The 25,028-nt window shown below is 71.9% G+C and carries 26 protein-coding genes and 1 tRNA gene; 16 read left to right on the forward strand and 11 right to left on the reverse strand.

Going from position 1 to position 25,028, the window contains the following annotated elements:
* Positions 1–10: 10 nt before the first annotated feature.
* Positions 11–361 carry a hypothetical protein gene (locus AB4K12_RS05540; RefSeq protein WP_368433173.1) on the reverse strand — a complete coding sequence of 117 codons (351 nt, stop codon included), beginning with the start codon at positions 359–361 and terminating at the stop codon, positions 11–13.
* A gap of 260 nt (positions 362–621) precedes the next feature.
* Between AB4K12_RS05540 and AB4K12_RS05545 the strand changes: the two genes are divergently transcribed.
* Complete coding sequence (locus tag AB4K12_RS05545) at positions 622–1,128, forward strand: DUF3515 domain-containing protein (RefSeq protein WP_368433174.1); 507 nt, start codon at positions 622–624, stop codon at positions 1,126–1,128.
* Between the two features lie 36 nt (positions 1,129–1,164).
* On the opposite strand, the gene AB4K12_RS05550 is transcribed toward AB4K12_RS05545, so the two are convergent.
* Positions 1,165–1,359: a DUF397 domain-containing protein gene (locus AB4K12_RS05550; protein WP_368433175.1), complete on the reverse strand. Its 195-nt coding sequence runs from the start codon at positions 1,357–1,359 to the stop codon at positions 1,165–1,167.
* Between the two features lie 10 nt (positions 1,360–1,369).
* Entirely contained in the window at positions 1,370–2,221 is an 852-nt protein-coding gene (locus AB4K12_RS05555) for a helix-turn-helix transcriptional regulator (RefSeq protein WP_368433176.1), read from the reverse strand.
* 266 nt (positions 2,222–2,487) lie between these two features.
* Here AB4K12_RS05555 and AB4K12_RS05560 point away from each other — a divergent pair, with 266 nt between their 5' ends.
* Both AB4K12_RS05560 and AB4K12_RS05565 read left to right on the forward strand, forming a co-directional pair.
* Positions 2,488–2,982 (forward strand): ATP-binding protein, encoded by a 495-nt coding sequence (locus tag AB4K12_RS05560; RefSeq protein ID WP_368433177.1) that lies wholly within the window; start codon positions 2,488–2,490, stop codon positions 2,980–2,982.
* A 10-nt stretch (positions 2,983–2,992) separates the two neighbouring features.
* Positions 2,993–3,235 carry a DUF6255 family natural product biosynthesis protein gene (locus AB4K12_RS05565; RefSeq protein WP_368433178.1) on the forward strand — a complete coding sequence of 81 codons (243 nt, stop codon included), beginning with the start codon at positions 2,993–2,995 and terminating at the stop codon, positions 3,233–3,235.
* Positions 3,236–3,294: 59 nt separating this feature from the next.
* Here the strand turns inward: AB4K12_RS05565 and AB4K12_RS05570 are convergent, their stop codons facing one another.
* The 4 genes from AB4K12_RS05570 to AB4K12_RS05585 all read right to left on the reverse strand — a co-directional run bounded on the left by AB4K12_RS05570 (position 3,295) and on the right by AB4K12_RS05585 (position 6,292).
* Positions 3,295–5,286, reverse strand: a complete 1,992-nt coding sequence (locus AB4K12_RS05570) for a sigma-70 family RNA polymerase sigma factor (RefSeq protein WP_368433179.1) — start codon at positions 5,284–5,286, stop codon at positions 3,295–3,297.
* 19 nt (positions 5,287–5,305) lie between these two features.
* Positions 5,306–5,659 (reverse strand): YciI family protein, encoded by a 354-nt coding sequence (locus tag AB4K12_RS05575; protein WP_368433180.1) that lies wholly within the window; start codon positions 5,657–5,659, stop codon positions 5,306–5,308.
* A gap of 121 nt (positions 5,660–5,780) precedes the next feature.
* Entirely contained in the window at positions 5,781–6,125 is a 345-nt protein-coding gene (locus tag AB4K12_RS05580; RefSeq protein WP_368433181.1) for a hypothetical protein, read from the reverse strand.
* A 92-nt stretch (positions 6,126–6,217) separates the two neighbouring features.
* A tRNA-Cys gene (locus AB4K12_RS05585) sits at positions 6,218–6,292 on the reverse strand.
* 224 nt (positions 6,293–6,516) lie between these two features.
* Between AB4K12_RS05585 and AB4K12_RS05590 the strand changes: the two genes are divergently transcribed.
* The 7 genes from AB4K12_RS05590 (at position 6,517) to AB4K12_RS05620 (ending at position 14,784) form a co-directional block, all read left to right on the forward strand.
* The gene (locus AB4K12_RS05590) at positions 6,517–7,422 is read left to right on the forward strand and encodes a LysR family transcriptional regulator (RefSeq protein WP_086572152.1); all 906 of its coding nucleotides are present in this window, start codon (positions 6,517–6,519) and stop codon (positions 7,420–7,422) included.
* A 90-nt stretch (positions 7,423–7,512) separates the two neighbouring features.
* Entirely contained in the window at positions 7,513–8,067 is a 555-nt protein-coding gene (locus AB4K12_RS05595; RefSeq protein WP_368433182.1) for a cysteine dioxygenase, read from the forward strand.
* A gap of 98 nt (positions 8,068–8,165) precedes the next feature.
* A complete protein-coding gene (locus tag AB4K12_RS05600; RefSeq protein ID WP_368433807.1) occupies positions 8,166–9,131 on the forward strand; it encodes a YeiH family protein in 966 nt (321 codons plus the stop codon).
* Positions 9,132–9,398: 267 nt separating this feature from the next.
* Positions 9,399–10,850: an MFS transporter gene (locus AB4K12_RS05605; protein ID WP_368433183.1), complete on the forward strand. Its 1,452-nt coding sequence runs from the start codon at positions 9,399–9,401 to the stop codon at positions 10,848–10,850.
* Positions 10,851–10,955: 105 nt separating this feature from the next.
* The gene (locus AB4K12_RS05610; protein ID WP_368433184.1) at positions 10,956–12,746 is read left to right on the forward strand and encodes a DEAD/DEAH box helicase; all 1,791 of its coding nucleotides are present in this window, start codon (positions 10,956–10,958) and stop codon (positions 12,744–12,746) included.
* 342 nt (positions 12,747–13,088) lie between these two features.
* Entirely contained in the window at positions 13,089–13,730 is a 642-nt protein-coding gene (locus AB4K12_RS05615; RefSeq protein WP_086572162.1) for an IclR family transcriptional regulator, read from the forward strand.
* Positions 13,731–13,938: 208 nt separating this feature from the next.
* Complete coding sequence (locus tag AB4K12_RS05620; RefSeq protein ID WP_107431154.1) at positions 13,939–14,784, forward strand: S16 family serine protease; 846 nt, start codon at positions 13,939–13,941, stop codon at positions 14,782–14,784.
* Between the two features lie 76 nt (positions 14,785–14,860).
* Here AB4K12_RS05620 and AB4K12_RS05625 read toward each other — a convergent pair whose 3' ends face one another.
* On the reverse strand, positions 14,861–15,325 hold the full coding sequence (locus tag AB4K12_RS05625) for an Lrp/AsnC family transcriptional regulator (protein WP_086572163.1): 465 nt from the start codon (positions 15,323–15,325) through the stop codon (positions 14,861–14,863).
* Between the two features lie 124 nt (positions 15,326–15,449).
* Here AB4K12_RS05625 and hppD point away from each other — a divergent pair, with 124 nt between their 5' ends.
* Both hppD and AB4K12_RS05635 read left to right on the forward strand, forming a co-directional pair.
* The gene (gene hppD, locus AB4K12_RS05630) at positions 15,450–16,592 is read left to right on the forward strand and encodes a 4-hydroxyphenylpyruvate dioxygenase (protein ID WP_086572164.1); all 1,143 of its coding nucleotides are present in this window, start codon (positions 15,450–15,452) and stop codon (positions 16,590–16,592) included.
* A gap of 46 nt (positions 16,593–16,638) precedes the next feature.
* On the forward strand, positions 16,639–18,012 hold the full coding sequence (locus AB4K12_RS05635; protein ID WP_368433185.1) for an FAD-binding oxidoreductase: 1,374 nt from the start codon (positions 16,639–16,641) through the stop codon (positions 18,010–18,012).
* A gap of 102 nt (positions 18,013–18,114) precedes the next feature.
* On the opposite strand, the gene AB4K12_RS05640 is transcribed toward AB4K12_RS05635, so the two are convergent.
* The gene (locus AB4K12_RS05640) at positions 18,115–18,531 is read right to left on the reverse strand and encodes an SsgA family sporulation/cell division regulator (protein ID WP_368433186.1); all 417 of its coding nucleotides are present in this window, start codon (positions 18,529–18,531) and stop codon (positions 18,115–18,117) included.
* A gap of 248 nt (positions 18,532–18,779) precedes the next feature.
* Here AB4K12_RS05640 and AB4K12_RS05645 point away from each other — a divergent pair, with 248 nt between their 5' ends.
* Both AB4K12_RS05645 and AB4K12_RS05650 read left to right on the forward strand, forming a co-directional pair.
* A complete protein-coding gene (locus tag AB4K12_RS05645; protein ID WP_368433187.1) occupies positions 18,780–20,117 on the forward strand; it encodes an RDD family protein in 1,338 nt (445 codons plus the stop codon).
* A 60-nt stretch (positions 20,118–20,177) separates the two neighbouring features.
* Positions 20,178–20,867, forward strand: coding sequence for an RDD family protein (locus AB4K12_RS05650; RefSeq protein ID WP_368433188.1), 690 nt, complete (start codon positions 20,178–20,180; stop codon positions 20,865–20,867).
* A 6-nt stretch (positions 20,868–20,873) separates the two neighbouring features.
* Here the strand turns inward: AB4K12_RS05650 and AB4K12_RS05655 are convergent, their stop codons facing one another.
* Positions 20,874–21,134 (reverse strand): hypothetical protein, encoded by a 261-nt coding sequence (locus AB4K12_RS05655; protein WP_368433189.1) that lies wholly within the window; start codon positions 21,132–21,134, stop codon positions 20,874–20,876.
* Positions 21,135–21,453: 319 nt separating this feature from the next.
* Here AB4K12_RS05655 and AB4K12_RS05660 point away from each other — a divergent pair, with 319 nt between their 5' ends.
* Positions 21,454–23,877 (forward strand): immune inhibitor A domain-containing protein, encoded by a 2,424-nt coding sequence (locus AB4K12_RS05660; protein ID WP_368433190.1) that lies wholly within the window; start codon positions 21,454–21,456, stop codon positions 23,875–23,877.
* Positions 23,878–24,025: 148 nt separating this feature from the next.
* The gene (locus AB4K12_RS05665; protein ID WP_086565979.1) at positions 24,026–24,358 is read left to right on the forward strand and encodes a hypothetical protein; all 333 of its coding nucleotides are present in this window, start codon (positions 24,026–24,028) and stop codon (positions 24,356–24,358) included.
* A gap of 28 nt (positions 24,359–24,386) precedes the next feature.
* Here AB4K12_RS05665 and AB4K12_RS05670 read toward each other — a convergent pair whose 3' ends face one another.
* Entirely contained in the window at positions 24,387–24,980 is a 594-nt protein-coding gene (locus AB4K12_RS05670; protein WP_368433191.1) for an isochorismatase family protein, read from the reverse strand.
* Between the last annotated feature and the right edge of the window lie 48 nt (positions 24,981–25,028).

The raw sequence follows: 25,028 nt of genomic DNA on the forward strand, positions 1-25,028 counted from the left end.
TCCCCCCAGGTCACCAGTCGTTTATACGGCTGTGAAACGGCTCCTGCGACGCAATGCTCGCCGAGCCGAATTGCGCCGCAGTGGCGGTGTCCTGGCCCTGGAGAAGGGTGTTCGTGCTGCGCAGCGCGTTCAGCTCCCGGTTCAGCCGACTCATCAGCCCGCTCGCCTGTGCCTGCCAGATGGTCATCGCCTCGGACAACCCTTTGTCTGCAGCCCAATCGGACAGCCCCTTCAACCCGGTCTCCGGCTTCAGGAGATTCGACTGCGGGGCCGCTGGACCGGCCAGGGGCGGGTGCGCCGTCCCGCCGCCTTCCCCCATGCGACCGGCAGCCTGGGTGTCCGGCAGCAGATGCCGCTCCATGAACGTCGCGGCACGTTGTGTGTCGCTCGCTGAGCTCGCCAACACTCCCTGGCCGCCGCCCACCCCGCCGACAGCCGCTTGGCCCTGCTGTGAGCGCTTCTCTGCAAAGCCCCCGGAACTCATAGGCGACCCCCCCATAAACGCGCCTCTACCTATTCAGCGCCGAGCGGCGCAGCTTAGGTGCCTGGCGTGTACCTTACAGAGGCTGTCGGGGGCCTTGTGGGGGCTTAGCAGCGCTGATCAGGTCGTACGCTCGGCCGATGAGGGCCTTACTCTGTCGGATTCTTCGCCCGGGGGCGGTTGTCGCGCTGCTTGCTGTGGCCGGGTGCTCGCCAGGTGGGGGGACTGCGGACGCGCGGCCTGAGCCGGGTCCTTCGGGGGAGGAGGCGCGGTACTGCCGAGCGTTGCACGTGGCTTTGCCTGATGTGGTGAACGGGGCGAAGCGGAGAGCCGGCGGGCGCGGCTCGGAGTTCAGTGCGTCCTGGGGGCGTCCGTCCGTTGTGTTGCGCTGTGGCGTCGGGCGGCCGCTTGTTGTGACCGAGGGGCATAAGAGCTACGACCCGTATGCCCCCACGGTGGAGATCGACGGCGTCGAGTGGTTGCTCGAGCCGCAGCGGGACGGCAGTGTCCGCTGTACGACGTCCAAGCGCCGGGCGTGGGTGGAGGTGACCGTGCCCAAGGAGTACATGGGGGAGGCGGGCGGTATCAGCCTGCTCACCGACCTCGCCGATGCCGTGAAGAAGACGGTGCCTTTCGGATACATCTGACGTGGCGCCGAAGGAACTGAGGCACGAGCTCTGAGCTCAGAGCAGGTGGTCGAGCTCGCCGCGTTTGGCCGCCTCGATCAGGTTGCGGAGGCTCTGGGGGGTGGTCGTGATTAATTCGTCAGGGCGGCTCGTCTCGCGGAGTATCGGGGTGCCGTCGGGAGTGTGGCCTATTTGGAGACAGGCGTTGCCTCCGCCGGCGCAGAACGGCTCCTGCCACTTGATGTCGGACATCTGCTTCCCCTCACAGTTCCTTGATGATGCCGTGAATCAGGTCCTGGGTCTTCTCGGCCGAGAGGCACTTGGCCTCCGTGCGTTCCAGCAGGCCACGGTAGTTTTCCAGCTGGAGATCGGCACTGAGGAAGACAGTGGTGTGTGCGGCGTCCAGCTGCACGGTGTCGAGTTGGGGTACCGGCCCGTGGGCGTAGAACACCGTCTGTCCAGCGCCGGGGAAACTGCCGGCGGCGAAGGGGATGGCCCGTACCTCGATGTGCTCGCGTTCGCTGACGGCCAGAAGATGCTTCAGCTGTGCGAGTGCGACCTTGCGGCCGCCGAACTGCATGCGCAGCGCGGCCTCATGGACGATCGCAGCGAAGTGCGGAGGATTCTTCCTGTCGAGTACCGACTGTCGGCGCATCCGGTGCTCGATACGGATGTCCAGCTCATGGGCGGGTAGGGGTGACACCGCTTCCTCGAAGATGACGCGCGCGTGGTCGGTCGTCTGCAGCAAGCCGGGGATGTGCACACTGGAACAGGTGCGCATCGTCCGGGAGCTGTGCTCCAGTTCGGCGATGTCCAGGTATCCGGGCGGAAGTGAGCCCCGGTATTCCTCCCACCAGTTCTTGTCGCGTTCATCCGCCATGGCTACCAACGCTTCTACCAGCTCTTCGTCGGCGCAGCCGTAGTTACAGGCCAGAGTGCGGAGCCGGTTCGGTGTGATGCCGACTCGTCCGGCTTCCAAGTGGCTGACCTGGTACGCCTTGATGTCGACCACGGCGCCAGCCTCTTCCGCGGTCATGCCCGCGGCTTCGCGCAGCTTGCGCAGTTCGGCCCCAAGGCGGCGCTGCCGCTGGGTCGGATGGCTCCTCGACGGCATGTGCCCTCCTCGCGATCTACGTGCAGCATGCCGTGTGGCCCGCCGTTGGTCCACCGACAGGGTTGTCTCTTCAGACAAGGTTGTCTGCCTCCTGGTGAGGCGCTACCGTCGGTATCGCTTGGCTCACACGCCGTGGCGCCGGAAGTGCACCGCGCGGCATGCCCTCCTTCCCTGGGTGGGGTGTGTCCGCGCCCAGGGAGGCAGGCCACCGGTGATCGTCCGCGTGCGAGAACTCCCCCACCTGTGAACGTGCTTGGAGTCCGCATATGAGCAATCGCGATGAACTCTGCATGTCCGATTCGTCGCTGCCGACCGTGTCGACGGGCGGCCCCGGTCGGGCGAACCTCAACTACTCCTTCGGGCTGCCGGGCGGCGCGTACTGCCTGGGTACGGCGCGGACCGCCGTCGGGCGGGTGCTCGCCCAGCACGGGCTGGGCGACATGGTCGAGCTCGGCGTGCTCGCCACATCCGAACTGCTGGGCAACGCCGTCCTGTTCACGCCCGACCGGGGCGTCAGCCTCACCCTGCGATGGCGCTTCGGGGTGTTGCGGCTGACGGTGTTCGACGAGCACCCGGACCATGTCGGCGGCGACGAGAAGCGATGCCGGGCGCATCGGCGCCATGCCTTGTCCACGCTGCAGGCCGTCGTCGACGAGTGCGGTGGCGTGGTCGGGTTGGCGCCGGCGGAGAAGCCGCTTGCCGGAAGCAAGCTGTGGGTGGTGATCCCGCGAGTGGCGGGGAAGCGCTATGCCGAGCTCTGAAAGGTGGAGGATGTGCGCGCACCGGGCGGGGTGGACGCGTGTCGGCGGTGAGGCGCGGTGCGACCGTTGTGGAACCCGGCGGTTCGCCGACTACGGGGCGCTGCGGCCGCCTGGCATGCCGGGAGTCGTGACGCCGGGCCCGGCGGCCGGGCGTTGGGGCGACCGTGCGGCGGCCCGCAGGGTCGCGGCGCGGCAGGCCGCCCGGCCGTGGCCCCGGTGGCCGGGGTGCGCGCATCTGCCGGTGCGGCGGTGAACAGCGCGCATACGCATCGCCCGGTCGGCGAGAAGCGGTGTTGTTGACGGCGGCCGGGTTCAGTCCGAGCTTCGGCCTCGCACTCTGAGCCGCCGCAGCGTGTAGCCCGTTCCCGTCGGGTCGACGGTCTTCGTGGCCTGCTTGAAGAGGTACTCGGCGCGTTCGTAGGACAGGCGGCGGCGGCCCGTCTCCGGGCAGAGGTCGGCCTCGGACGGGGCGCGGGCCGGGCCGGGGCGGCGGTCGGAGAGGAAGACGGGGCCCCGGGTGCGGCCGGCGACCAGGGGCGGGAGGAGCGCGGCCGTTCTGTCACCCCAGACGACCCACATGTCGCCCGTACGGGCGCGGCGGGCCGGGAGATCGAGATCCTCGACGTTCAGGGACAGCACGGTGCCGACGGCCGCCGCCGACTCGTGCAGCAGGCACCACAGGGCGCGTTCGCGCGAGGACGGGCCCGGGCGGTTCCACAGGGTCTCGAGCTCCGCGTCGCCGATCACCGGTGCCGGAGTCCGGATATCGGTGCGCCGGTCGAGGTGGAGCCCCAGGTCCTCCAGGGACGCCCAGGCGCCGAACGACCGTACGGCCGACCGGTGGCGGTTCCACGTCTGTGCCGCCGCCCCGCCCCAGGCCGCCGTGAACACCCGCGCCACCTCGTCGGCCGTCAGCGCGGCCAGCGGCAGGTCGTCGCCCAGGGACCGGCACAGGCGCCGCAGCGTCTGGCCGTACGAGCGGGCCGTGCCGGGGTCGAGGCCGTCGCGCCCCAGGAAGTCCCGGGCCGCCCGGCCGAGGGTGGGGACCGGCGCGGCGGGAGCGGTGATCGCGTCCGCGCGGCGGTGCAGGAAGGCGCGCTCGGCGGCGTTGCCGGTCAGGGCGGCGGCCCGCCGGAACTCCCGCCGCGCCTCCTCGCACCGCCCGAGCCGGGCCAGCAGGTCGCCCCGTACGCCCGGCAGGAGGTGATAGTCGGCCAGCGCGGGGTCGGCGGTCAGGGCGTTGGCCAGGTCGAGCCCCGCGCCCGGGCCGTGCGCCATGCTGACGGCCACCGCCCGGTTGAGGCGTACGACGGGTGTGGGCAGGAGGCGTTCCAGCGCCTCGTACAAGGCCGCGATCCGCGCCCAGTCGGTGTCCTCGGCCGTACGTGCCTGGGCGTGGCAGACGGCGATCGCCGCCTGGAGGACGTACGGGCCGGGTGGGCCGCCGGCCTCGCGTGCGCGCAGCATGGCGGTGAAGCCGCGGCGGATGAGCAACTGGTCCCAGCGGCCGCGGTTCTGCTCGTGCAGCCGGACGGGTTCGCCGGACGGGCCGGTCCGGGCGGCGGCGCGGGAGGCCTGGAGCTCCATCAGCGCGACCAGGCCGTGCACCTCGGCCTGGTACGGGGCCAGTTCTGCCAGCATCCGGCCCAGCCGCAGCGCCTCGAGGCAGAGCCCGGGGCGCATCAGGTCGTCTCCGGCCGTCGCCGCGTAGCCCTCGTTGAAGACGAGGTAGACGACGCCGAGCACGGACGACAGGCGCTCGGCGAGCTCTTCCCCGGCGGGCAGCTCGAAGGGAACCCGCTCCTCGGCCAGCGTCCGTTTCGCCCCGGCGATGCGCCGGGCGATCGTCGTCTCGTCGACGAGGAACGCTCGCGCGATCTCGGCCGCCGTCAGGCCGCCGAGCAGCCGCAGTGTCAGTGCGACGCGGGCGTCGGTGGGCAGGACCGGGTGGCAGGAGACGAACATCAGCCGCAGGACGTCGTCCCGTCCGCCCTCAGCGGCGTCGTCCCGTCCGTCCTCTGCGGCGTCTTCCCGTACATCGCGGGCGATCTGCTCGTGCTTGCGCTCCAGGAGCCGGTCACGCCGGATGCGGTCGACGGCCCGGCGCCTGGCGGTGGTCATCAGCCAGGCGCCGGGGTTGCCGGGCACACCCGCCTCCGGCCACTGCTCGAGCGCGGCGACGAGCGCGTCCTGGGCGAGCTCCTCCGCGAGGCCGACGTCGTGGACCAGTCGTGTCAGGGCGGCGACGATCCTGGCCGACTCGAGCTTCCAGACCGCGTCGACCGCGCCGTGGACGTCCGTCATGGGCTTGGTGCGGGGCCGGTCAGGGACCGAAGACCTGCTGGATCACGCTCTCGCCGTCACCGACGAGCTTCCGGAAGCGGCGCGCGATCTCGATCGCCTCCTCCTTGGAGCGGACCTCGACCAGCGCGAAGCTGGCCACGGCCTCCTTGGCCTCGGCGAACGGCCCGTCCGTCACCGTTATCTCGTCGCCCGCCGACGTCACGCGGATGCCGCCCGGCTCGAGGCCTCCGGTGGCCAGCAGGACGCCCGCCGCCGTCAGCTCCTCGAGCCACGCGCCCATCTCGGCGTAGAGGCTCTCGTCGGGGGCGGCGTCGGTCGGGTTGGTCATCATCAGGTAGCGCATGGGGTCTTCTCCGTCTGTCGTGCGGTCCACGCGGTCCGTGGTGGTCCGCTTTCGACTACGCGTCGATCAGCGTATGTGACAGGGAATCAGGCCGTCGGTCAAGCGCTCGGACCCGGAGGCTCGCCGGGGTGGGCCCGGTCGACGCCCGCTGCTAGCCCGCGTACAGGTACAGCGCCAGGCCCACCGGGCCCGGGCAGGCGAGGGCGGCGACGATGGCAGAGCGGGTGGGGGCGGTCAGGCCGAAGAGCCTGAGGCCCTGGTAGGCGGCTGCCAGGAGGAGGGCGGCCGCGGCGAGGACGCCGGCCACCTGCAGAAGGAACTCCCCGGCGGGGGCGCCCGCGGCCGCTCCCCAAACGGCGATCATCGCGATGACCACCAGGCACAGGCCGAGGGCTTGCGCCGTGATGGCCCAGAGGACCACGGCCAGGGTCTCCGTGAACCCCTTGCGTCGCGAGGGACGGACGGGCAGGGCGGGAGACATGGGGTACGTGTTCATGCTGTGCATCCTGCGCCGACGGCTTCGCCGGGAGCATGAGTACCGCTACTCAACGGCTACTCAAGCTCTCCTCACGCCCTACTCAACAAAAGTGGAGGCCGTGACTGGAATCGAACCAGCGTAACTCGCTTTGCAGGCGAGCCCCTAAGCCACTCGGGCACACGGCCGTGCTGTTCTCCTTGCGAACCTCTTACGGGAACGACCCTAGGGCCATGCGCCGGGGGTCTCAATGGGGCGGACGGCGCTGGCACAAGACCGCCATGTGCCGTTCATGAACGAGTCGTACGAGGTGTAGTGCGGCATAAGTCCACCATGTCGGATCTATTCGGTGATCCAAAAGCAACCCACGCCCCCTCACCCCATTAACCCAAATTCCGCTTATGATTTCGGCGTGTTCGACTCCCGGCACATCAAGACGTTCCACGCGGTCGTGACCGCGGGGTCGTATTCGGCTGCCGCCCGCGCGCTGGGCTACACCCAGCCGGCGATCACCCAGCAGATGAAGGCCCTCGAACGGTCGGTCGGCACTCCGCTGTTCACCCGCGTCGGCCGGCGCATGCGGCTGACCGAGGCGGGCGAGGCGCTCGCCCGGCACTCCGAGACGATCCTCGCCAGCCTTTCCGCCGCGCAGCAGCAAATGAGCTCGCTGACGAGGCTGCGCGCCGGACGGGTCCGCGTGTGCGCGTTCCCCAGCGCCGGGGCGACCCTCATCCCCGAGGCGCTGGCCCGTCTCGCCGCCGACCACCCGGGCGTACGGGTGGAGCTGCAGGAGGCCGAGCCGCCGGACTCGCTGAGCCGGGTCGTGCGCGGCGAGTGCGACATCACGCTCGCCTTCACCTATCCCGGCCTGCGCGAAGAGGTTCCCGACGAGCTCGTGGAGATACCGCTCTTCGAGGACCAGCTGACCGTTCTGCTGCCCACCGGACATCCTCTCGCCCGCCGCCGGGCGGTCAAGCTCGCCGACCTGGCCGAGGAGCGGTGGATCGCCGGCTGCCTGCGCTGCCGCACGAACTTCCTCCACGAGTGCGCCGAGCAGGGATTCGCACCCGACATCGCGTTCACAACGGACGACAACCTCGTCGTGCAGTCGCTCGTGGCGGAGGGGCTGGGTGTGGCGATGATGCCGGCGCTCGTACTGTCCTTCCTCCGGCACGACAAGATCACCGGACGGGCCCTGGATCCGGCCGCCCGACGCTTCGTCTCCGCCTACGTGCTCCGCGACCACTTGAGAATCCCCGCCAACGCGCTGGTACTTGACGAGCTGAAGGCCGTCGCCGCCCGGCGCGTCGGCTGCTGAGCGGGCCCGCTCGGTCCATAAGCGCACGTTGGCGGCATGGCAACAAACTGTCGTTGGACGTGATGGATCAAGCGCCTCGACGCTGCGTGTATGACCACACCTACCGCACCCCTGACGACCGCGCGGCTCGACCAGCTCGTCGGCGACGTCCGGGAGGCCGTAGGCCGCGGCCTGCCGCCCGACACGACGGCGTACCTCGTCGGCGAGCGGCTCGCGGTCCACCTCGGCGCTCCCGACCTGCTCACCGACGAACAGTGCGAGGGCGACCCCGAGCGCTACCGCCAGCACATCCTGCACGCCGAGAGCGACGGCAGCTTCTCCGTCGTCGCGCTGGTGTGGATGCCCGGCCAGCAGACCTCCATCCACGACCACGTCTCCTGGTGCGTCACCGGCGTCCACCAGGGCACCGAGAGCGAGCGCCGCTACCGCCTCGTCCCCGAGGGCATGACCGCCCGCCTGGTGGCCACCGAGGACGTGGTCAACCGGCAGGGCGACGTCTGCGGCTTCGCGCCGCCCGGCGACATCCACCGGGTGCGCAACGCCTGTTCGTCCATCGCCATCTCCCTGCACATCTACGGGGCCGACGTCTCGCGCCTGGGCTCCAGCGTCCGGCGCGTGTACGACCTGCCGGCCGACGCCCTCTGATGGCCCTCCTCCACCAGCGGGCCGCGAGCCCGCCGAACCCGCCGAACCCCTCCGATCCGCCGCGCCCGGCGGCGCCCGGCAAGCTCCCCGGCCTCGCCATGGCCGTCGGCGGGGTCGCCCTCGCCTGGGGCGTCCACGCGCTCCTGCCCGTCGTCCCCATGCTCACCGCCGCCGTCGTCCTGGGCATCGCCGCGGCCCATCTGCCGGGCGTACGGGCGAGGGTGCGCGGCGCCGGAAAGCCCGGCCTGACGCTCGCGGGCAAGCGGCTGATGCGGGTCGGCATCGTGCTGCTCGGGCTCAAGCTCAGCCTGGACGACGTGCTCGGGCTGGGCTGGGCCACCGTCGCGATGGTGCTCGCGGTGGTCGCCGCGACGTTCTTCGGGACGCTGTGGCTCGGCCGCCGGCTCGGGCTGCGCGGCGACCAGCCGCTGCTGATCGCCACCGGCTATTCCATCTGCGGTGCCTCCGCGATCGGCGCGGTCAGCGAGGTGTCGGGCAGCGACGAGGAGGACGTGGCGACGTCGGTGGCGCTGGTGACGTTGTGCGGCACGCTCGCCATCGCCGTGCTGCCGCTGCTGCACCACCCGCTCGGGCTGGGCGACGCGCAGTTCGGCCGCTGGGCCGGGGCGAGCGTGCACGACGTGGGACAGGTCGTGGCCACGGCCCAGACCGCGGGCCAGGCCGCGCTCGGGGACGCCGTCCTGGTCAAGCTGATGCGGGTGGCGCTGCTGGCGCCGCTCGTCGCCGCCGTGGCGGTGTCCGCGCGCGGCCGCCGCCGGGGCGTCGTCCAGGCGTCCGGCAAGCGGCCCCCGCTCGTACCGCTCTTCGTGCTCGGCTTCCTCGCGATGGTCGCCGTACGGACGACCGGCCTGGTGCCCGGCGGCGTGCTCGACGCCGCCCAGCACGCCCAGGAGCTGCTGCTGGCCGCCGCCCTCTTCGGGCTGGGCAGCGCCGTGCACCTGCCCTCGCTGGTGCGCACCGGCGGCCGGGTCGCGGCGCTCGGGCTGAGCTCGTGGGTCGTGATCGCGGGCGCCTCGTACGGCGGGGTGCTGCTGACCACGTGAGCTGAACGCGTGTGCTGATCACGCGTGCTGACCACGTGAGCTGATCACGTGGGCTGACCGCGTGGGCTGGCCACGTGACCTGACCACGTGGGCTGATCACGTGACCCCGGCGGGCTCCCCCGCCCACAAGGGCCTCGAAGGCCCCGGTGCCTGGACCTGCGACGTGGGGCCCGGGGGCCGGGGCCTTCGGACTAGGCCCTACGGACTATGGGATTCCATTCGTCCGGCCGGGGGCGGAAAGGCCGGTCCCTTCCTACGCTGGCTGGCATGACCACAACCGACGCCGAAGGCACCGACCTCGCCCTGTCCGCAGCGACCCAGGAGGCCCCCGGGGGCATACTCGGGCGCCGGTTCCGGGCGCTCACCCTCGGCATCGTCTCCGTCGTCTCCCTCATCGCCTTCGAGGCGAGCGCGGTCAACACCGCGATGCCGGTCGCGGCCCGCGCCCTGGACGGCCTCGAGCTCTACGCCTTCTCCTTCTCCGCCTTCTTCACCGCGAGCCTGTTCGCCATGGCGCTGTCGGGGGAGTGGTGCGACCGGGCCGGGCCGCTCGCCCCCCTCTTCACCGGCATCGCCGCCTTCGGCACCGGACTGGTGATCGCCGGCTCGGCCCAGCAGATGTGGATGTTCGTCGCGGGACGCGGGGTGCAGGGCATCGGCGCCGGGCTGGTGATCGTCTCGCTCTACGTCGTCGTCGGGCGGGCCTACCCCGAGCGGCTGCGGCCGGTGATCCTCGCGGCCTTCTCCGCCGCCTGGGTCGTCCCCGTGATCGTCGGCCCGCTGGTGGCCGGCACCGTCACCGAGCGGATCGGGTGGCGCTGGGTGTTCCTGGCCATCCCCGTCCTGGTCCTGCCGCCGCTGGCCGTGATGCTGCCCGCGCTGCGCAAGCTGCCGGCCGGCGACCGCACCGCGGCCATGGACCGCCGCCGGATCATCCTCGCCCTCGCCGTGGCCGTCGGCGCCGGACTGCTGCAGTACGCGGGCCAGGACCTGCGCCCCGTCTCCCTCCTGCCCGCCGCCGCCGGGCTCGCCCTGCTCGTCCCGTGCGTGCTGCGGCTGCTGCCCGCGCGCACCTTCCGGGCCGGGCGCGGGCTGCCCACGGTGGTGCTGCTGCGCGGCGTCGCCCAGGGCTCGTTCCTGGCCGCCGAGACGTTCGTGCCGCTGATGCTGGTGACCGAGCGCGGCCTGTCGGCCACCCTCGCCGGGCTCTCCCTCACCGGCGGCGGGCTGACGTGGGCGCTCGCCTCGTACACCCAGAGCCGCCCCCGCATGGAGCCCCACCGCGAGCGGCTGATCGGCCTGGGCATGGCGCTGCTGGCGCTCGCCGTGGCGCTCGCCCCCCTGGTGCTGATCGCGTCCGTGCCGGTGTGGATCGTGGCCGTCTCCTGGATCATCGGCGGCTACGGCATGGGCCTGACGATCTCCGGTGGCGCGGTGCTGCTGCTCAAGCTCTCCCGGCCGGGGGAGGAGGGCGCGAACTCCGCCTCCCTGCAGGTGTCGGACGCGCTCGGCAGCATCGTGCTGGTCGGCCTCGCCGGTGTGCTCTTCGTCTCCTCCGGCGGCGGCTCGGTCGCCGCGGACGCGTCCGGCGAGGCGGCCCCGGCGCACGCCTTCGCGGTCGTTTTCGCCCTCGCCTCCGCATCGGCGCTGGTGGGCTCGTACCTCGCCACGCGCCTGTCGCCACGCGACCGTACGACGCGACCGCAGGGCGTTATGTGACCTCCGTCCCACCCTCGGGTGAGCCCCGTCCGTCCCACCCGGGGCGGCGGGGCGGCGCAGGTAGGCTTGCGCGGTTGCCGATCGCCGAGCCAGCCGACGGAGACCGTGACTACCACCACAGCGAACCACCATCTCTCACCCGCCTTCCCCGGCCGGGCCCCCTGGGGTACCGCGAACAAGCTGCGTGCCTGGCAGCAGGGCGCCATGGAGAAGTACGTCCAGACGCAGCCCCGAGACTTCCTCGCCGTCGCCACCCCGGGCGCCGGAAAGACCACCTTCGCGCTCACCCTCGCCTCCTGGCTGCTGCACCACCACGTCGTCCAGCAGGTGACCGTGGTCGCGCCCACCGAGCACCTGAAGAAGCAGTGGGCCGAGGCCGCCGCCCGGATAGGCATCAAGCTCGACCCCGGGTACAGCGCCGGCCCGCTGGGCCGTGAGTACCACGGCGTGGCCGTCACCTACGCCGGCGTGGGCGTGCGCCCCATGCTGCACCGCAACCGCTGCGAACAGCGCAAGACGCTCGTCATCCTCGACGAGATCCACCACGCCGGCGACTCCCGCTCCTGGGGCGAGGCGTGCATGGAGGCCTTCGATCCGGCCACCCGCCGGCTGTGCCTGACCGGAACGCCCTTCCGCTCCGACACCAACCCCATCCCCTTCGTCACGTACGAGGAGGGCAACGACGGCATCCGCCGCTCGTCCGCCGACTACACCTACGGCTACGGCAACGCCCTGTCCGACGGCGTCGTCCGGCCGGTCATCTTCCTCTCGTACAGCGGCAACATGCGCTGGCGCACCAAGGCGGGCGACGAGCTGGAGGCCCGCCTCGGCGAGCCGATGACCAAGGACGCGATCTCGCAGGCTTGGCGCACGGCCCTGGACCCGCGCGGCGACTGGATGCCGAACGTGCTGCGGGCGGCCGACCGGCGGCTGACCGAGGTCCGCAAGTCCATCCCCGACGCCGGGGCCCTCGTCATCGCCTCCGACCAGGAGTCGGCCCGCGCCTACGCCAAGCTGATCCGGGAGATCACGGGCGAGGGCGCCACCCTCGTGCTGTCCGACGACTCCGGCGCCTCGCAGCGCATCGACGACTTCGCGCAGTCCGACTCGCGCTGGATGGTCGCCGTCCGCATGGTGTCCGAGGGCGTGGACGTGCCCCGCCTCGCGGTCGGCGTGTACGCCACCACCATCTCCACGCCGCTGTTCTTCGCCCAGGCCGTCGGCCGCTTCGTGCGCTCGCGCCGGCGCGGCGAGACCGCGTCGGTGTTCGTGCCGACGATCCCGACGCTGCTGACCTTCGCCAACGAGATGGAGGTCGAGCGCGACCACGTCCTGGACAAGCCGAAGAAGGACGGCGACGACGAGAACCCCTACGCCGAGGAGGACAAGCTCCTGGCGGAGGCGGAGCGGCAGCAGGACGAGGACACCGGCGAGAACGATCAACTCTCCTTCGAGGCGCTGGAGTCGGAGGCCGTCTTCGACCGCGTGCTCTACGACGGCGCCGAGTTCGGCATGCAGGCCCACGCCGGCAGCGAGGAGGAGCAGGACTACCTCGGCATCCCCGGCCTGCTGGAGCCCGACCAGGTGCAGCTGCTGCTGCAGAAGCGGCAGGCCCGCCAGATCGCCCACAGCCGCAAGCGCCCCGACGCCGAGGTCGACCTGCTCGAACTCCCCGCCGAACGGCGCCCGGTGGTCACCCACAAGGAGATGCTGGAGCTGCGCAAGCAGCTCAACACGCTGGTGGGCGCGTACGTCCACCAGAGCGGCAAGCCGCACGGCGTGATCCACACCGAGCTGCGCCGGACGTGCGGCGGACCGCCCAGCGCGGAGGCGACGGCCGGACAGCTCACCGAGCGCATCAAGAAGGTGCGCGAGTGGGCCACGCGCATGAAGTGACGTTCACGCGGAAGCCCAAGCCGACGTGACGTGACGTGACGTGCCGTGCCGGACAGGGCGCGGGCTCCCCGACCGGGGGCCCGCGCCCTGTCCACATGGTGGGAACTGCCCGCCGATACCCGCGAATCCGCTGCACAGTGACCGGATTGTGGGCAGACTCTTCCGCTGAGCGGACCGGCGGCGCTACGGTGCCGCTCACGCACACGCCCCGTGGCAGCGCCGCCGCGGAGCGCAGCCGGATCATGCGTCAACGGCCGGCGGCCTCTCTTCGCGCGCTGCCGGACGGGACCGGTGGCGCACCCCACCGTGACGAGGGCCGCCTCTCATCGGAGGAGGGGCGTCGTGACCGCGGAGACTTCGCAGACGCTCGACAGAGGACTGCGCGTCCTCAAACTGCTCGCCGACACCGATCACGGTCTGACCGTCACCGAGCTGTCCACCCGGCTCGGCGTCAACCGCACGGTCGTCTACCGGCTGCTCGCCACGCTCGAGCAGCACGCACTCGTCCGCCGGGACCTCGGCGGCCGGGCCCGGGTGGGCCTGGGAGTGCTGCGGCTGGGCCGTCAGGTCCACCCGCTCGTACGCGAAGCGGCCATGCCCGCGCTGCGGTCGCTGGCCGAGGACATAGGGGCCACGGCCCATCTCACGCTCGTCGACGGCGCCGAGGCGCTCGCGGTCGCCGTCGTCGAGCCGACCTGGACCGACTATCACGTGGCCTACCGCGCCGGGTTCCGACACCCCCTGGACCGTGGCGCGGCCGGACGGGCGATCCTCGCCGCACGCCGGGGCGAGGTCGACAACCCCGGATACGCCCTCACCCACGGCGAGCTGGAGGCCGGGGCGAGCGGGGCGGCGGCGCCGCTGCTCGGGGTGAGCGGGATCGAGGGGAGCGTGGGTGTGGTCATGCTCGCCGATTCCGTCCCCGAGCGGGTGGGAACGCGGGTCATGGAGGCCGCGAAGGAGGTGGCGGACGCGCTGAGGTAGCCCCGACGGAACGCTGAGGCAGTTCCCAACGCTGAAGTAGTTCCAACGGCACGCCGGTGTCGCCCCGGCGGCACCCCGCCGGGGCGACACCGTGCGGGCGGCCCGACGGCCGCCCGCCTGCCTCGCCTGCCGCTCGCGTGGCGCCCGCACGCCGCCCGACGGCCGCCCGCGTGCCGCGCCCGCCCCGCGCGTGAATTAGATTCGCAGCATGCCTGCTCCGTCCCAGCCCGCCCCGGGCGCGAAGACCACGGCTGCCACGACCGCCGGGAGGAAGCGCGCGCGCACCCTCGCCGTCTGCGCCGCGCCCGTCGTCGCCCTGCTCGCGGTGGCCGCGCTCGTCCCCCTGCCGTTCGTCATCGCCCAGCCGGGCTCGACGACCGCGAACGTCCTCGGCGAGCACAAGGACAAGCCGGTGATCTCCATCACCGGCGCGGCGACCCGGAAGACCAGCGGACAGCTGCGCATGACCACCATCGAGGCCACCGGGCCGGACGCGCGCGTGGACCTGGGCGACGTCGTCGACAGCTGGTTCCGCACCGACCGGGCCGTGATGCCGCGCGACTCGGTCTACCCCGCCGGGCAGAACGACGAGGAGATCGAGCGGCACAACGCCGCCGAGATGAAGAAGTCGCAGGACTCCGCCGCCCAGGCCGCCCTGCGCTATCTGCACCGCTCACCCAAGGACGTCAAGGTGGAGCTGAGCCTCGCCGACGTCGGCGGCCCCAGCGCCGGGCTGCTCTTCACCCTCGGCGTCATCGACAAGCTCGACGGCGACGGCCGCGGCGGCGACCTGACCGGCGGCCGGAGCATCGCGGGCACCGGCACCATCGAGCCGGACGGCACGGTCGGCCCCGTCGGCGGCGTCTCGCTCAAGACGCAGGCGGCCCGGCGCGACGGCGCCACCGTCTTCCTCGTCCCCAAGGAGGAGTGCTCGGACGCACGGGCCGAGCTGCCCGCCGGCCTGCGGCTGATCCCCGTCGCCGACCTCAAGGACGCGGTCTCCTCGCTCAAGGCCCTGGCGGCCGGGCAGCGCGTTCCCGCCTGCCCGGCCTGACGCCCGCGCCCGTCCCTCCCGAAGGGCCTCCCCAGTCCTTGGACCAGTCGGGCCAGCTCTCGGGTCAGCCCCTCGGTCAGTCCTCGGACGCCTGCTTGACCAGCGGGATGATCCTCAGCGGCACCGGGTTCTCCATGACGATCGCCGTGGAGGCCCGGACGATCCCCTCGAAGCCCACCACCCTGTCGATCACCCGCTGCAGGTCGGCGTTCGAGCGGGCCACCAGTCGGCACAGCATGTCGCCGTGGCCGGTCGTGGTGTGCAGCTCCAGCACCTCCGGGACGGACGCCAGGTGGGTACGGACGTCCGCCCCCTGGCCCTGTTTGATCTCCAGCGTCGCGAAGGCGGTCACCGGATAGCCCAGCGCGGCCGGGTCCACGTCCGGGCCGAAGCCGCGGATCACCCCCTGGGACTGCAGCCGGTCCAGCCGCGCCTGGACCGTGCCGCGCGCCACGCCGAGGCGCCGGGAGGCCTCCAGCACCCCTATCCGGGGCTCCTCCGCGAGCAACTCGATCAGCCGTCCGTCCAAACGATCGATCACCCTGGTCCGCCTCTCGTGGTCATCCTGCACAGATCGCCCGGATTCCCCGGGCCTCCGCTATGCAGGATGCCCAGGGAAAACGCAAACTATTGCGCACCTTGTGGTTCGGAGAGACCCTGCGGCCATGACTCAGACCACGGATCACACCCCGCACACCGCGCGGCAGGCCGACCCCTTCCCGGTCAAGGGGATGGACGCGGTCGTCTTCGCCGTCGGCAACGCCAAGCAGGCCGCCCACTATTACTCCACCGCCTTCGGCATGAAGCGCGTCGCCTACTCCGGACCGGAGAACGGCAGCCGCGAGACCGCGAGTTACGTCCTGGAGTCCGGCAGCGCCCGGTTCGTCTTCACCACCGTGATCAAGGCGAGCACCGAGCGCGGCCGCTTCCTCGCCGAGCACGTCGCCGAGCACGGCGACGGCGTCGTCGACCTGGCCATCGAGGTGCCGGACGCGCGGGCCGCGTACGCCTACGCCCTCGAGCACGGCGCCACCGGTCTGGAGGAGCCCCACGAGCTGAAGGACGAGCACGGCACGGTCGTCGTGGCGGCCATCGCCACCTACGGCAACACCCGGCACACCCTTGTCGACCGGTCCGCGTACACCGGCCCGTACCTCCCCGGCTACGTCGCCGCCGCCCCGCTCGTCGAGCCCGGCCCGCGCCGCTTCCAGGCCATCGACCACTGCGTCGGCAACGTCGAGCTCGGCAAGATGAACGACTGGGTCGGCTTCTACAACAACGTCATGGGCTTCACCAACATGAAGGAGTTCGTGGGCGACGACATCGCCACCGAGTACTCCGCGCTCATGTCGAAGGTCGTCGCGGACGGCACCCTCAAGGTGAAGTTCCCGCTCAACGAGCCGGCCATCGCCAAGAAGAAGTCGCAGATCGACGAGTACCTGGAGTTCTACGGCGGCCCCGGCGTCCAGCACGTCGCGCTCGCCACGAACGACATCGTCGCCTCCGTCCGGGCCATGCGCGCGGCCGGCGTGCAGTTCCTCGACACGCCGGACAGCTACTACGACACCCTCGGCGACTGGGCCGGCGAGACCCGGGTGCCGATCGAGACCCTGCGCGAGCTGAAGATCCTCGTGGACCGCGACGAGGACGGCTACCTCCTGCAGATCTTCACCAAGCCGGTCCAGGACCGCCCGACCGTCTTCTTCGAGATGATCGAGCGGCACGGCTCCATGGGCTTCGGCAAGGGCAACTTCAAGGCGCTCTTCGAGGCCATCGAGCGCGAGCAGGAGCGCCGCGGAAACCTCTGACGAGGCGATCTTCCCCCCTGCCGCCGACGGTGGCAGGGTGGGGGCCATGGGCGATCTGATCAAGCTCCTGCTCGAGGAACTCCCCGCCGAGGCGGTCCTCACCGACCCCGACGTCACCGCTTCGTACGCCAACGACATGGCGAGCTTCTGCGCGGCGGGGGCGCCGGCCGTCGTCGTCCTGCCGCGCACGGTGGACCAGGTGCGACACGTCATGCGCACCGCCACCGCCCTGCGGGTGCCGGTGGTGCCGCAGGGCGCGCGCACGGGCCTGTCCGGCGCGGCCAATGCCGTCGACGGCTGCGTGGTGCTCTCGCTCGTCAAGATGGACCGCATCCTGGAGATCGACCCGGTCGAGCGGATCGCCGTGGTCGAGCCGGGCGTCGTCAACGCCGTGCTCTCCCGCGCGGTCGCCGAGCAGGGCCTGTACTACCCGCCGGACCCCTCCAGCTGGGAGCAGTGCACCATCGGCGGCAACATCGGCACGGCCTCCGGCGGGCTGTGCTGCGTGAAGTACGGCGTGACCGCCGAGTACGTCCTCGGCCTCGACGTCGTCCTCGCCGACGGCCGGCTGCTGACCACCGGCCGCCGCACCGCCAAGGGCGTCGCCGGCTACGACCTCACCCGCCTCTTCGTGGGCTCCGAGGGCAGCCTCGGCGTGGTCGTGCGCGCCGTCCTCGCGCTCAAGCCCGCCCCGCCGCGCCAGCTGGCCCTGGCCGCCGAGTTCCCCTCCGTGGCCGCGGCCTGCGAGGCGGTACGGCAGATCATGGCGCGCGGCCACGCGCCGTCGCTGCTGGAGCTGATGGACGCGACCTCCGTACGGGCCGTCAACTCCTTCGCCCGCATGGGCCTTCCCGAGTCCACCGAGGCCCTGCTGATGGCCGCCTTCGACACCCCCGACCCCACGGCCGACCTGGCCGCCGTGGCCCGGCTGTGCACCGCCGCCGGGGCCACCGAGGTCGTCCCCGCCGAGGACGAGGCCGAGTCCGACCTGCTCCTGCAGGCCCGCCGGACGGCCCTGCCCGCGCTCGAGACCCTGCGGCCCGCCACGATGATCGACGACGTGTGCGTGCCGCGCTCGAACCTCGCGGCCATGCTGGAGGGCACCGCCGCCATCGCGCGCGAGCACGACCTGACCATCGGCGTCGTCGCGCACGCCGGGGACGGCAACACCCACCCCGTCGTCTGCTTCGACCCCGCCGACCCCGACGAGGCGCGGCGGGCCCGGGCGTCCTTCGACGCGATCATGGCGCTGGGCCTGGAGCTCGGCGGCACCATCACCGGGGAGCACGGGGTGGGCCTGCTGAAGAAGGAGTGGCTGGCCCAGGAGGCCGGGCCGGTGGCCATGGAGGTCCAGCGCGGCATCAAGGCCGTCCTCGACCCGCTCGGCCTGCTCAACCCGGGCAAGGTCCTCGACGGCTGACGCGGCGGGCGGCCGGGCGGGGAGGTTACGCGCAGGGCCGTACCGACCACCCCAACGGGTTCCTCCCCGGCGACCGCCCCGCACTCGAACGGTCCCCTCCGGCTAGGCGCCGGGCGCCAGCAGATCCCGCAACGCCTCGTCCAGGGGCAGCCATTCGCGCTCGGCGCCCGGCGCCACGGTCCGCAGGGTCCGTTCCAGCCACGCCGACACGCCCGCCGCCGGGGCCATCAGCAGCGCCTGCCCGTCCGGCGAGGACAGCGCGATGCAGACCATGGGCCGCCCCCGGTCCTTGCCGGGGAAGACCCGCACGTCCCCCTCGCCGGTCGCCCTGAACGTCCCGTCGACGAGCAGTTCGCGGGAGAAGGTCCACGTCACGGGCTTGTCGGAGGTGACGTGGAAGGTGATGTGGACGGCATAGGGGTCGTCCGTACGGTAGGTCAGCCGGGCCGGGACGGGGATGCTGCGCTGCGGCGACAGCACCAGGCCGATCTCGAGCTCTCGTTCCACCACGGTGTGCATGACGTACGCCCTCTCTGCTCTGCTTCCGTCGGCGCGCGACCCCCTCGCGAGGAGAGGCCCGCTCCTGGAGAGAGCGCTCAGGGCGCACATCATGACGCGACTTCCCGGGATCGGTACCGACTTTTCGCGCGGTCCGCGCAGTCGCACGTGTGAGTGGTCCGGCCCGGGGACGGTCACAGACCCAAGTGCCGTCTGGTAGACCTGTTGGCTACCCAGTACGGCCGAGCAGATACGGGACACCGGAGACCATGAGCGCACCTACCTCGGGATCCGCTGACAGCAGCCCCGCCAGCGGCTACTATCCCGACCCCTCCATCCCCGGTTACATCCGTTTCTGGAGCGGCACCGCCTGGGTCCCCGGCACCAGCAGGCCCGCGCCCGCCGCGGGGGAGCCGATGCCGGCCCCGCCCGCCGGCGCGGCCCCCGCCCCGCTGCCCGCGCTCGCCGCGCCCGTACCGCCGACGCCCCGGCCCGCCGTCCGGCAACTGCCGGACGAGACCGGCCCGGTGTTCCTGGACGAGGAGCCGCGGAGCGGCCCGGAGCGGGCCGGGGCCGCCCCGGCCTGGCAGGCCGACACCGCGCACCAGGAAGGCTTCGGCGGCGAGCAGGACCGGCGCGTCTCCTGGGGCGGTGACGTCCCCTCCGCCTCCTCCGCCGCCCCGGCGCTGCCCGCGGCGCGCGACCCGCGCGTGGCCGAGCCGCCCGCCCGGGAGGCGACGCCGCCCGCCGGGCCCGGCGTTCCCGGGCAGGGCACCCTGACCCTGCGGCCCAAGCCGCACGGCGCCGCCCCGGGCGGGCCGCCCGCCCCCGTCCCCTCCGTCGACCCGCGCCGGGAGCCCGCCCCGACGACGCCCGCCACCCCGCGCCCCCGGACCCCGCAGGCGCAGGGGGTCCGGACCTCGCCCGAGGGTGGGGCCGCCCTGCCCGTGCGGCGCCCGGAGTCCGCGCCCGTGCCCGTCACCCAGCCGCAGCCCGTGGGCTGGGCCCAGCAGGTGCAGCAGCTCGCCCAGCAGGGCCCGCGGCCCGGGGCGGGGGAGCCGGCGCCGGCCTGGAAGCCGCCCAAGGAGGATCCGTTCCTCAGCGCCGCCCAGGCGCAGGGCCGTCCCGCCGGACTCGGCCGGCGGCTCGCGGCCCGGCTGCTGGACACGCTGCTGCTGGGCGGCGTGGTGGGCGCGGTCGCCGTGCCGCTGTGGGGCAGGGCCGTCGACCACATCGACGCCAAGGTCGACCAGGCCCGGCAGACCGGCGAGACCGTCACGGTCTGGCTGCTGGACGGCACGACCGGCGGCTATCTGGCCGTCGTGCTGGCCGTGCTGCTGATCGGCGGGGTGCTCTACGAAGCACTGCCGACGGCCAAGTGGGGGCGCACGGTGGGCAAGAAGCTGTGCGGGGTGCGGGTGCTGGACATCGAGTCGCACGAGACGCCCTCGGTGGGCGCCGCGCTGCGCCGGTGGCTGCTCTACGGCGTGCTGGGCGTGCTCGGCCTGGGGGTGCTGGGCGTGCTGTGGTGCGTGTTCGACCGGCCGTGGCGGCAGTGCTGGCACGACAAGTCGGCCCGTACGTTCGTGGCGTCGGCGGAGAGCTGAGCTGACTCGAACGGCATACGGCCGGATGCGCCCTTTGGAGCCCCGGGTTCCACTGGGTCCATGAGCACCGAGCCGCCGCCGGACGCGGACGACAACGACCCGTTCAAGAAGAAGCGGCAGCCGCCGCCCGGGTCCCCGCCGCCGTACCCGGGATCGGGCGGCGGGAGCCCGTACGGAGGCGGCCCGGGGGGCGGCGCCCCGGGCGGTGGTGGGCCCTATGGCGGTGGGCCCTACGGCGGCGGGCCGTACGGCGGCGGGTCGGAGAACCCCTACGGCGGCCGGACCGGCGCGGCAGATCCGCTGGCGGGGATGCCTCCGCTGGCCAGCCGCTTCAAGCGGCTGATCGCGAGGATCATCGACGCCCTCATCGTGGGCATTCCGGTGAGCGTCGTCTTCTCGCTGGCGACCTGGGGCTACGACCCGTGGAGGGACACGAGCAAGAACACCGGCCTGAGCATCCTCATCTCGCTCGTCTACTTCCTCTACGAGGGCCTGATGCTCAGCACGCGCGGCCAGACGCTCGGCAAGATGGCGATGAAGATCCGCGTCGCGATGCTGGACAACGGCGCGATCCCGGAGGGCAGGCCCGGCTGGACGCGCGCGGCGGTCTACTCCCTGCCCGAGATCGTGCCGTGCTGCGGCTTCATCTTCTGGCTGCTCAACGTGCTCTGGTGCACCTGGGACGAGCCGTACCACCAGTGCATCCACGACAAGGCGGCGAAGACCGTGGTGGTCTCGACGGTGGAGTGAGCGCCGTCAGCCGTGGAGGGAGTGCTCTCCCACGGCGGACGCGGCGTGCGCGGGCGTGCGCTGCTCGGGCAACCGGGCGGCGGCGTCCGCGCGTTCGCGCGGGGTCCGCACCAGGGACGCGACGAGCAGGCCGAGGGCCAGGGCGGCCAGCGCGATGACCGCGACTCCCGGACCCTCGTCAGCCCCTGTCAGCAACAGCATGGCGAGGGTCGTGAAGGCGACGGTGGCCGATCCGTAGGCGATCTGTGCAGGAGTCGGACGCGACATGGCGGGATCCGTCCTCAAGGCATCGAGAAGGGGGGTGCGGAGCCGGCTGGTACATACAGCAATCCCGACTCTACGGTGCTCTCTGCCCGAGCGGAACTGGCGGTAAGCGTGACCTAACCCACGGTACTCGGAGCATTCGGGGCGCACGGGGTCGCGGGGCGCGCCAAGGCGTGCCGGGCGCACGCCCGTTGTGGCCCGAAATCCGCAACATAAAGACCGGATAACGTACTTGCTCACGGCGCCTCAGTCAAGATCTGTCTTTTCTTGAGTCTCTCCGGTCAAATACCTCCACAGTTCTTACTGGGGAGGACATTCACAAGTGAAGAGCAGCCAACGGCGGGTCGCCCGATCCGCCGCCGTGGTCGTCGTGGCCGCCGCGCTGGGCGCGGGGACGCTGACGACGGGTATCGCGCAGGCGACGGGCTTGACCGCCCCGTCCGGCGCGGACCAGGGCCCCTCGGCCGTCGCCGCGCGCCAGGACCCGGCGCAGAACGGCCGTGCCGTCGAGCACGACCTCAAGGGCCCGTTCAGCAAGAAGAAGGAAGCCCAGCGCAAGGCCGCGCTGGAGCAGGTGATCGCCGGCGACGCCAAGACGGAGCAGCGCGGCGCGTCGAAGGTCGTCCAGCTCGGCCGGGGGAAGTACGTCGAGCTCGCCCGGGAGAAGACCGACAGGATCTTCACCATCCTGGTCGACTTCGGCGACAAGGTCGACGACACCACGATGTACGACCCCGACGGCCCGGACGGCCCCAAGCCGCCCGTCAAGAAGTACGGCGGCACGGCGGGCCCGGCGCACAACACGATAGTCCAGCCGGACCGTGCGAAGGACAACAGCACGGCCTGGCGCAAGGACTTCGACCGGCAGTACTTCCAGGACCTGTACTTCTCGCACGACAAGGACAAGGAGTCCCTGGCGAAGTACTACGAGAAGCAGTCCTCCGGACGCTACTCGGTCGAGGGAACCGTCACCGACTGGGTGAAGGTGCAGTGGAACGAGGCCCGTTACGGCTCCAACTACTGCGGCTCCACCAACTGCCCCAGCGCCTGGGACCTCGTCCGTGACGGCGTGAACCAGTGGGCGGCGAACCAGAAGGCCGCCGGTCGCAGCGACGCCGACATCAAGGCCGAGCTGGCGAAGTACGACCAGTGGGACCGCAACGACTACGACGGCGACGGCAACTTCAACGAGCCGGACGGCTACATCGACCACTTCCAGATCGTCCACGCCGGCGAGGACGAGTCCGCCGGCGGCGGCGCCCAGGGCAAGGACGCCATCTGGGCCCACCGTTGGTACGCCTACGGCTCCGACGCCGGCAAGACCGGCCCCACGGGCAACAAGGCGGGCGGCGCCCAGATCGGCGACACCGGCATCTGGGTCGGCGACTACACCATGCAGCCGGAGAACGGCGGCCTCGGCGTCTTCGCCCACGAGTACGGCCACGACCTGGGCCTGCCCGACGAGTACGACACCACCGGCACCGGTGAGTCCTCCGTCGCCTACTGGTCCCTGATGTCCTCCGGCTCCTGGCTGGGCGAGGGCAAGGAGAGCATCGGCGACCTGCCCGGCGACATGAGCGCCTGGGACAAGCTGCAGCTGGGCTGGCTCAACTACGGCAAGGCCAAGGCGGCGACGAAGTCGACGCACAAGCTGGGCGTGGCGGAGTACAACACCAAGGACAAGCAGGCGCTGGTCGTCGATCTTCCGAACAAGAAGGTCACCACGGACGTCGTCAAGCCGGCCGAGGGCACCCAGCAGTGGTGGAGCGGCCAGGGCGACGACCTGAAGAACACCCTCACCCGTAGCGTCGACCTCACCGGCAAGGCCAAGGCCTCGCTGGACCTGTCCGGCTGGTGGGACATCGAGGAGAACTACGACTACCTCTACGCCGAGGTCTCCACGGACGGCGGCGCCAACTACACGCCGCTCGACGGCACCGCCGACGGCAAGGTCATCACCCGCGACGGCGGCGACAAGCCGGCCCTGACCGGTGTCTCGGGCGCGTACAAGAAGCTCTCGTACTCCCTCGACGCCTACGCGGGCAAGAAGATCACCCTGCGCTTCCGCTACGCCACCGACGGCGGCACCTCCGGCAAGGGCTTCACCGCCGACGCCATCACCCTGACCGCCGACGGCACGAACGTCTTCTCCGACGGTGCCGAGGCCGGCGACAACGGCTGGACGGTGAAGGGCTTCTCGCGCATCGGCGCCTCCTTCACCAAGGAGTACCCGCAGTACTACATCGCCGAGAACCGGCAGTACGTCTCGTACGACCGGACCCTGCGCAACGGCCCGTACAACTTCGGCTGGCGCAGCACCAAGCGCTCGTGGGTCGAGCACTTCCCGTACCAGACCGGTCTGCTGATCTGGCAGTGGGACACCTCGCAGGTGGACAACAACGTCGGCGTCCACCCGGGCACCGGGCGCATCCTGCCCGTCGACGCCCACCCCAAGGCCGAGAAGTGGGCCAACGGCAAGCTCATGGACAACCGCTTCCAGGCGTACGACTCGGCCTTCGGCTGGTTCCCGGCCCAGGGCTACACCGTGCACTCCGACGGCGTGGCGACGCGCGTCAAGGGCAAGCTGGGCGTTCCGGTCTTCGACGACCACAAGAACACCTACTACGACGCGGAGAACCCCACGGGCGGTGTGAAGATCACGGACACCAACACCCGGATCCGGATCCTCACCCAGGCCCCCAGCGGCTCGACCATGACGGTCCAGGTCGGCCCGGCCGGCAAGTGACCCAGCGGTAGGCGGGAGCTCCGCGACCGCGCCGCAGGTCGGAACCGCACCGGCCGTCGCCCCCTGGCGGGCGGCGGCCGGTCGGCTTGAGAATGCCTCTCATGATGGTCTTATCGACAGCCTTGTCCATCAGGGAGGCGTGAGGCGGATGACAGGTGGTGGATTCGTCCGGCTCCCCGACGGCAGCGTGGTCGTCGCCCTGTCGCTGACCATGCCGCCCGACGACGGCCCCCGGCCGGGAGCGCGCGTCCGCGTCCTCGTCCACGCCGCCAACCGCGCCCGGGCCCTGACCCGGCTGCGCAACCTCGGGATGCGCGCCGTCTACCTGCGCGGCAACACCGAGCCGCCCGTGCCCGACGAGATCACCGCCGTGCTGCACCACCCGGACGGGGTGGTCTGGCGGTCCGTCCCGGACGACGACACCGAGTCCTGGCACCCCATCGCCAGCCTGCTGCGGGGCAGGCCCGCCGGAGCCGCCTGAGAGCCTCCGTACGGCCCCCCGGGCGCCGTCAGCCGCCCTGGACGACCGGCTTGCCGCTGAGCTCCACGCCGGCCTCCCGCAGCTCCTCCAGCGCCCGCTGGGTGGTGTGCGGGGCGACGCCGGCGGTCAGGTCGAGCAGCACATGGGTGGCGAAGCCGTGCCGCCGGGCGTCCAGGGCGGTGGCCCGTACGCAGTGGTCGGTGGCGATGCCCACCACGTCCACCTCGGTCACCCCGCGCTCGCGCAGCCAGTCCGCCAGCGGCGTGCCGTTCTCGTCCGCGCCCTCGAAGCCGCTGTACGCGGCCTCGTGGGCGCCCTTGTCGAAGACGGCCGCGACGGCGCCGGAGGCGATGACGGGCGCGAAGTTGGGGTGGAAGCCGCTGCCCTCCGTGCCCGCCACGCAGTGGGCGGGCCAGCTCTTCTCGTAGTCGGGGCGCTCGGAGAAGTGGTCGCCGGGGTCCACGTGGAAGTCGCGGGTGGCGACCACGTGGGCGTAGCCGGCCGGCGCCTCGCCCACCAGGTCGGTTATGGCGGCGGCCACGTCGGCGCCGCCGGCCACCGCGAGGCTGCCGCCCTCGCAGAAGTCGTTCTGCACGTCGACGATGATCAGCGCACGGTTCATGGTGCAGATCCTTTGTGAGGGGGCCTCGGCCGACGACGTGATCAACCC

The organism is Streptomyces sp. C36, assembly GCF_040932295.1.
Lineage (GTDB): Bacteria > Actinomycetota > Actinomycetes > Streptomycetales > Streptomycetaceae > Streptomyces > Streptomyces triculaminicus.

Bases quoted from the DNA above. Each gene is read 5' to 3' on its own strand.
- AB4K12_RS05540 (WP_368433173.1), bottom strand. From the start codon at position 361: ATGGAGCGGCATCTGCTGCCGGACACCCAGGCTGCCGGTCGCATGGGG.
- AB4K12_RS05545 (WP_368433174.1), top strand. From the start codon at position 622: ATGAGGGCCTTACTCTGTCGGATTCTTCGCCCGGGGGCGGTTGTCGCG.
- AB4K12_RS05550 (WP_368433175.1), bottom strand. From the start codon at position 1,359: ATGTCCGACATCAAGTGGCAGGAGCCGTTCTGCGCCGGCGGAGGCAAC.
- AB4K12_RS05555 (WP_368433176.1), bottom strand. From the start codon at position 2,221: ATGCCGTCGAGGAGCCATCCGACCCAGCGGCAGCGCCGCCTTGGGGCC.
- AB4K12_RS05560 (WP_368433177.1), top strand. From the start codon at position 2,488: ATGAGCAATCGCGATGAACTCTGCATGTCCGATTCGTCGCTGCCGACC.
- AB4K12_RS05565 (WP_368433178.1), top strand. From the start codon at position 2,993: ATGTGCGCGCACCGGGCGGGGTGGACGCGTGTCGGCGGTGAGGCGCGG.
- AB4K12_RS05570 (WP_368433179.1), bottom strand. From the start codon at position 5,286: ATGACGGACGTCCACGGCGCGGTCGACGCGGTCTGGAAGCTCGAGTCG.
- AB4K12_RS05580 (WP_368433181.1), bottom strand. From the start codon at position 6,125: ATGAACACGTACCCCATGTCTCCCGCCCTGCCCGTCCGTCCCTCGCGA.
- AB4K12_RS05595 (WP_368433182.1), top strand. From the start codon at position 7,513: ATGACCACACCTACCGCACCCCTGACGACCGCGCGGCTCGACCAGCTC.
- AB4K12_RS05600 (WP_368433807.1), top strand. From the start codon at position 8,166: ATGGCCGTCGGCGGGGTCGCCCTCGCCTGGGGCGTCCACGCGCTCCTG.
- AB4K12_RS05605 (WP_368433183.1), top strand. From the start codon at position 9,399: ATGACCACAACCGACGCCGAAGGCACCGACCTCGCCCTGTCCGCAGCG.
- AB4K12_RS05620 (WP_107431154.1), top strand. From the start codon at position 13,939: ATGCCTGCTCCGTCCCAGCCCGCCCCGGGCGCGAAGACCACGGCTGCC.
- hppD (WP_086572164.1), top strand. From the start codon at position 15,450: ATGACTCAGACCACGGATCACACCCCGCACACCGCGCGGCAGGCCGAC.
- AB4K12_RS05635 (WP_368433185.1), top strand. From the start codon at position 16,639: ATGGGCGATCTGATCAAGCTCCTGCTCGAGGAACTCCCCGCCGAGGCG.
- AB4K12_RS05640 (WP_368433186.1), bottom strand. From the start codon at position 18,531: ATGCACACCGTGGTGGAACGAGAGCTCGAGATCGGCCTGGTGCTGTCG.
- AB4K12_RS05645 (WP_368433187.1), top strand. From the start codon at position 18,780: ATGAGCGCACCTACCTCGGGATCCGCTGACAGCAGCCCCGCCAGCGGC.
- AB4K12_RS05650 (WP_368433188.1), top strand. From the start codon at position 20,178: ATGAGCACCGAGCCGCCGCCGGACGCGGACGACAACGACCCGTTCAAG.
- AB4K12_RS05655 (WP_368433189.1), bottom strand. From the start codon at position 21,134: ATGTCGCGTCCGACTCCTGCACAGATCGCCTACGGATCGGCCACCGTC.
- AB4K12_RS05665 (WP_086565979.1), top strand. From the start codon at position 24,026: ATGACAGGTGGTGGATTCGTCCGGCTCCCCGACGGCAGCGTGGTCGTC.
- AB4K12_RS05670 (WP_368433191.1), bottom strand. From the start codon at position 24,980: ATGAACCGTGCGCTGATCATCGTCGACGTGCAGAACGACTTCTGCGAG.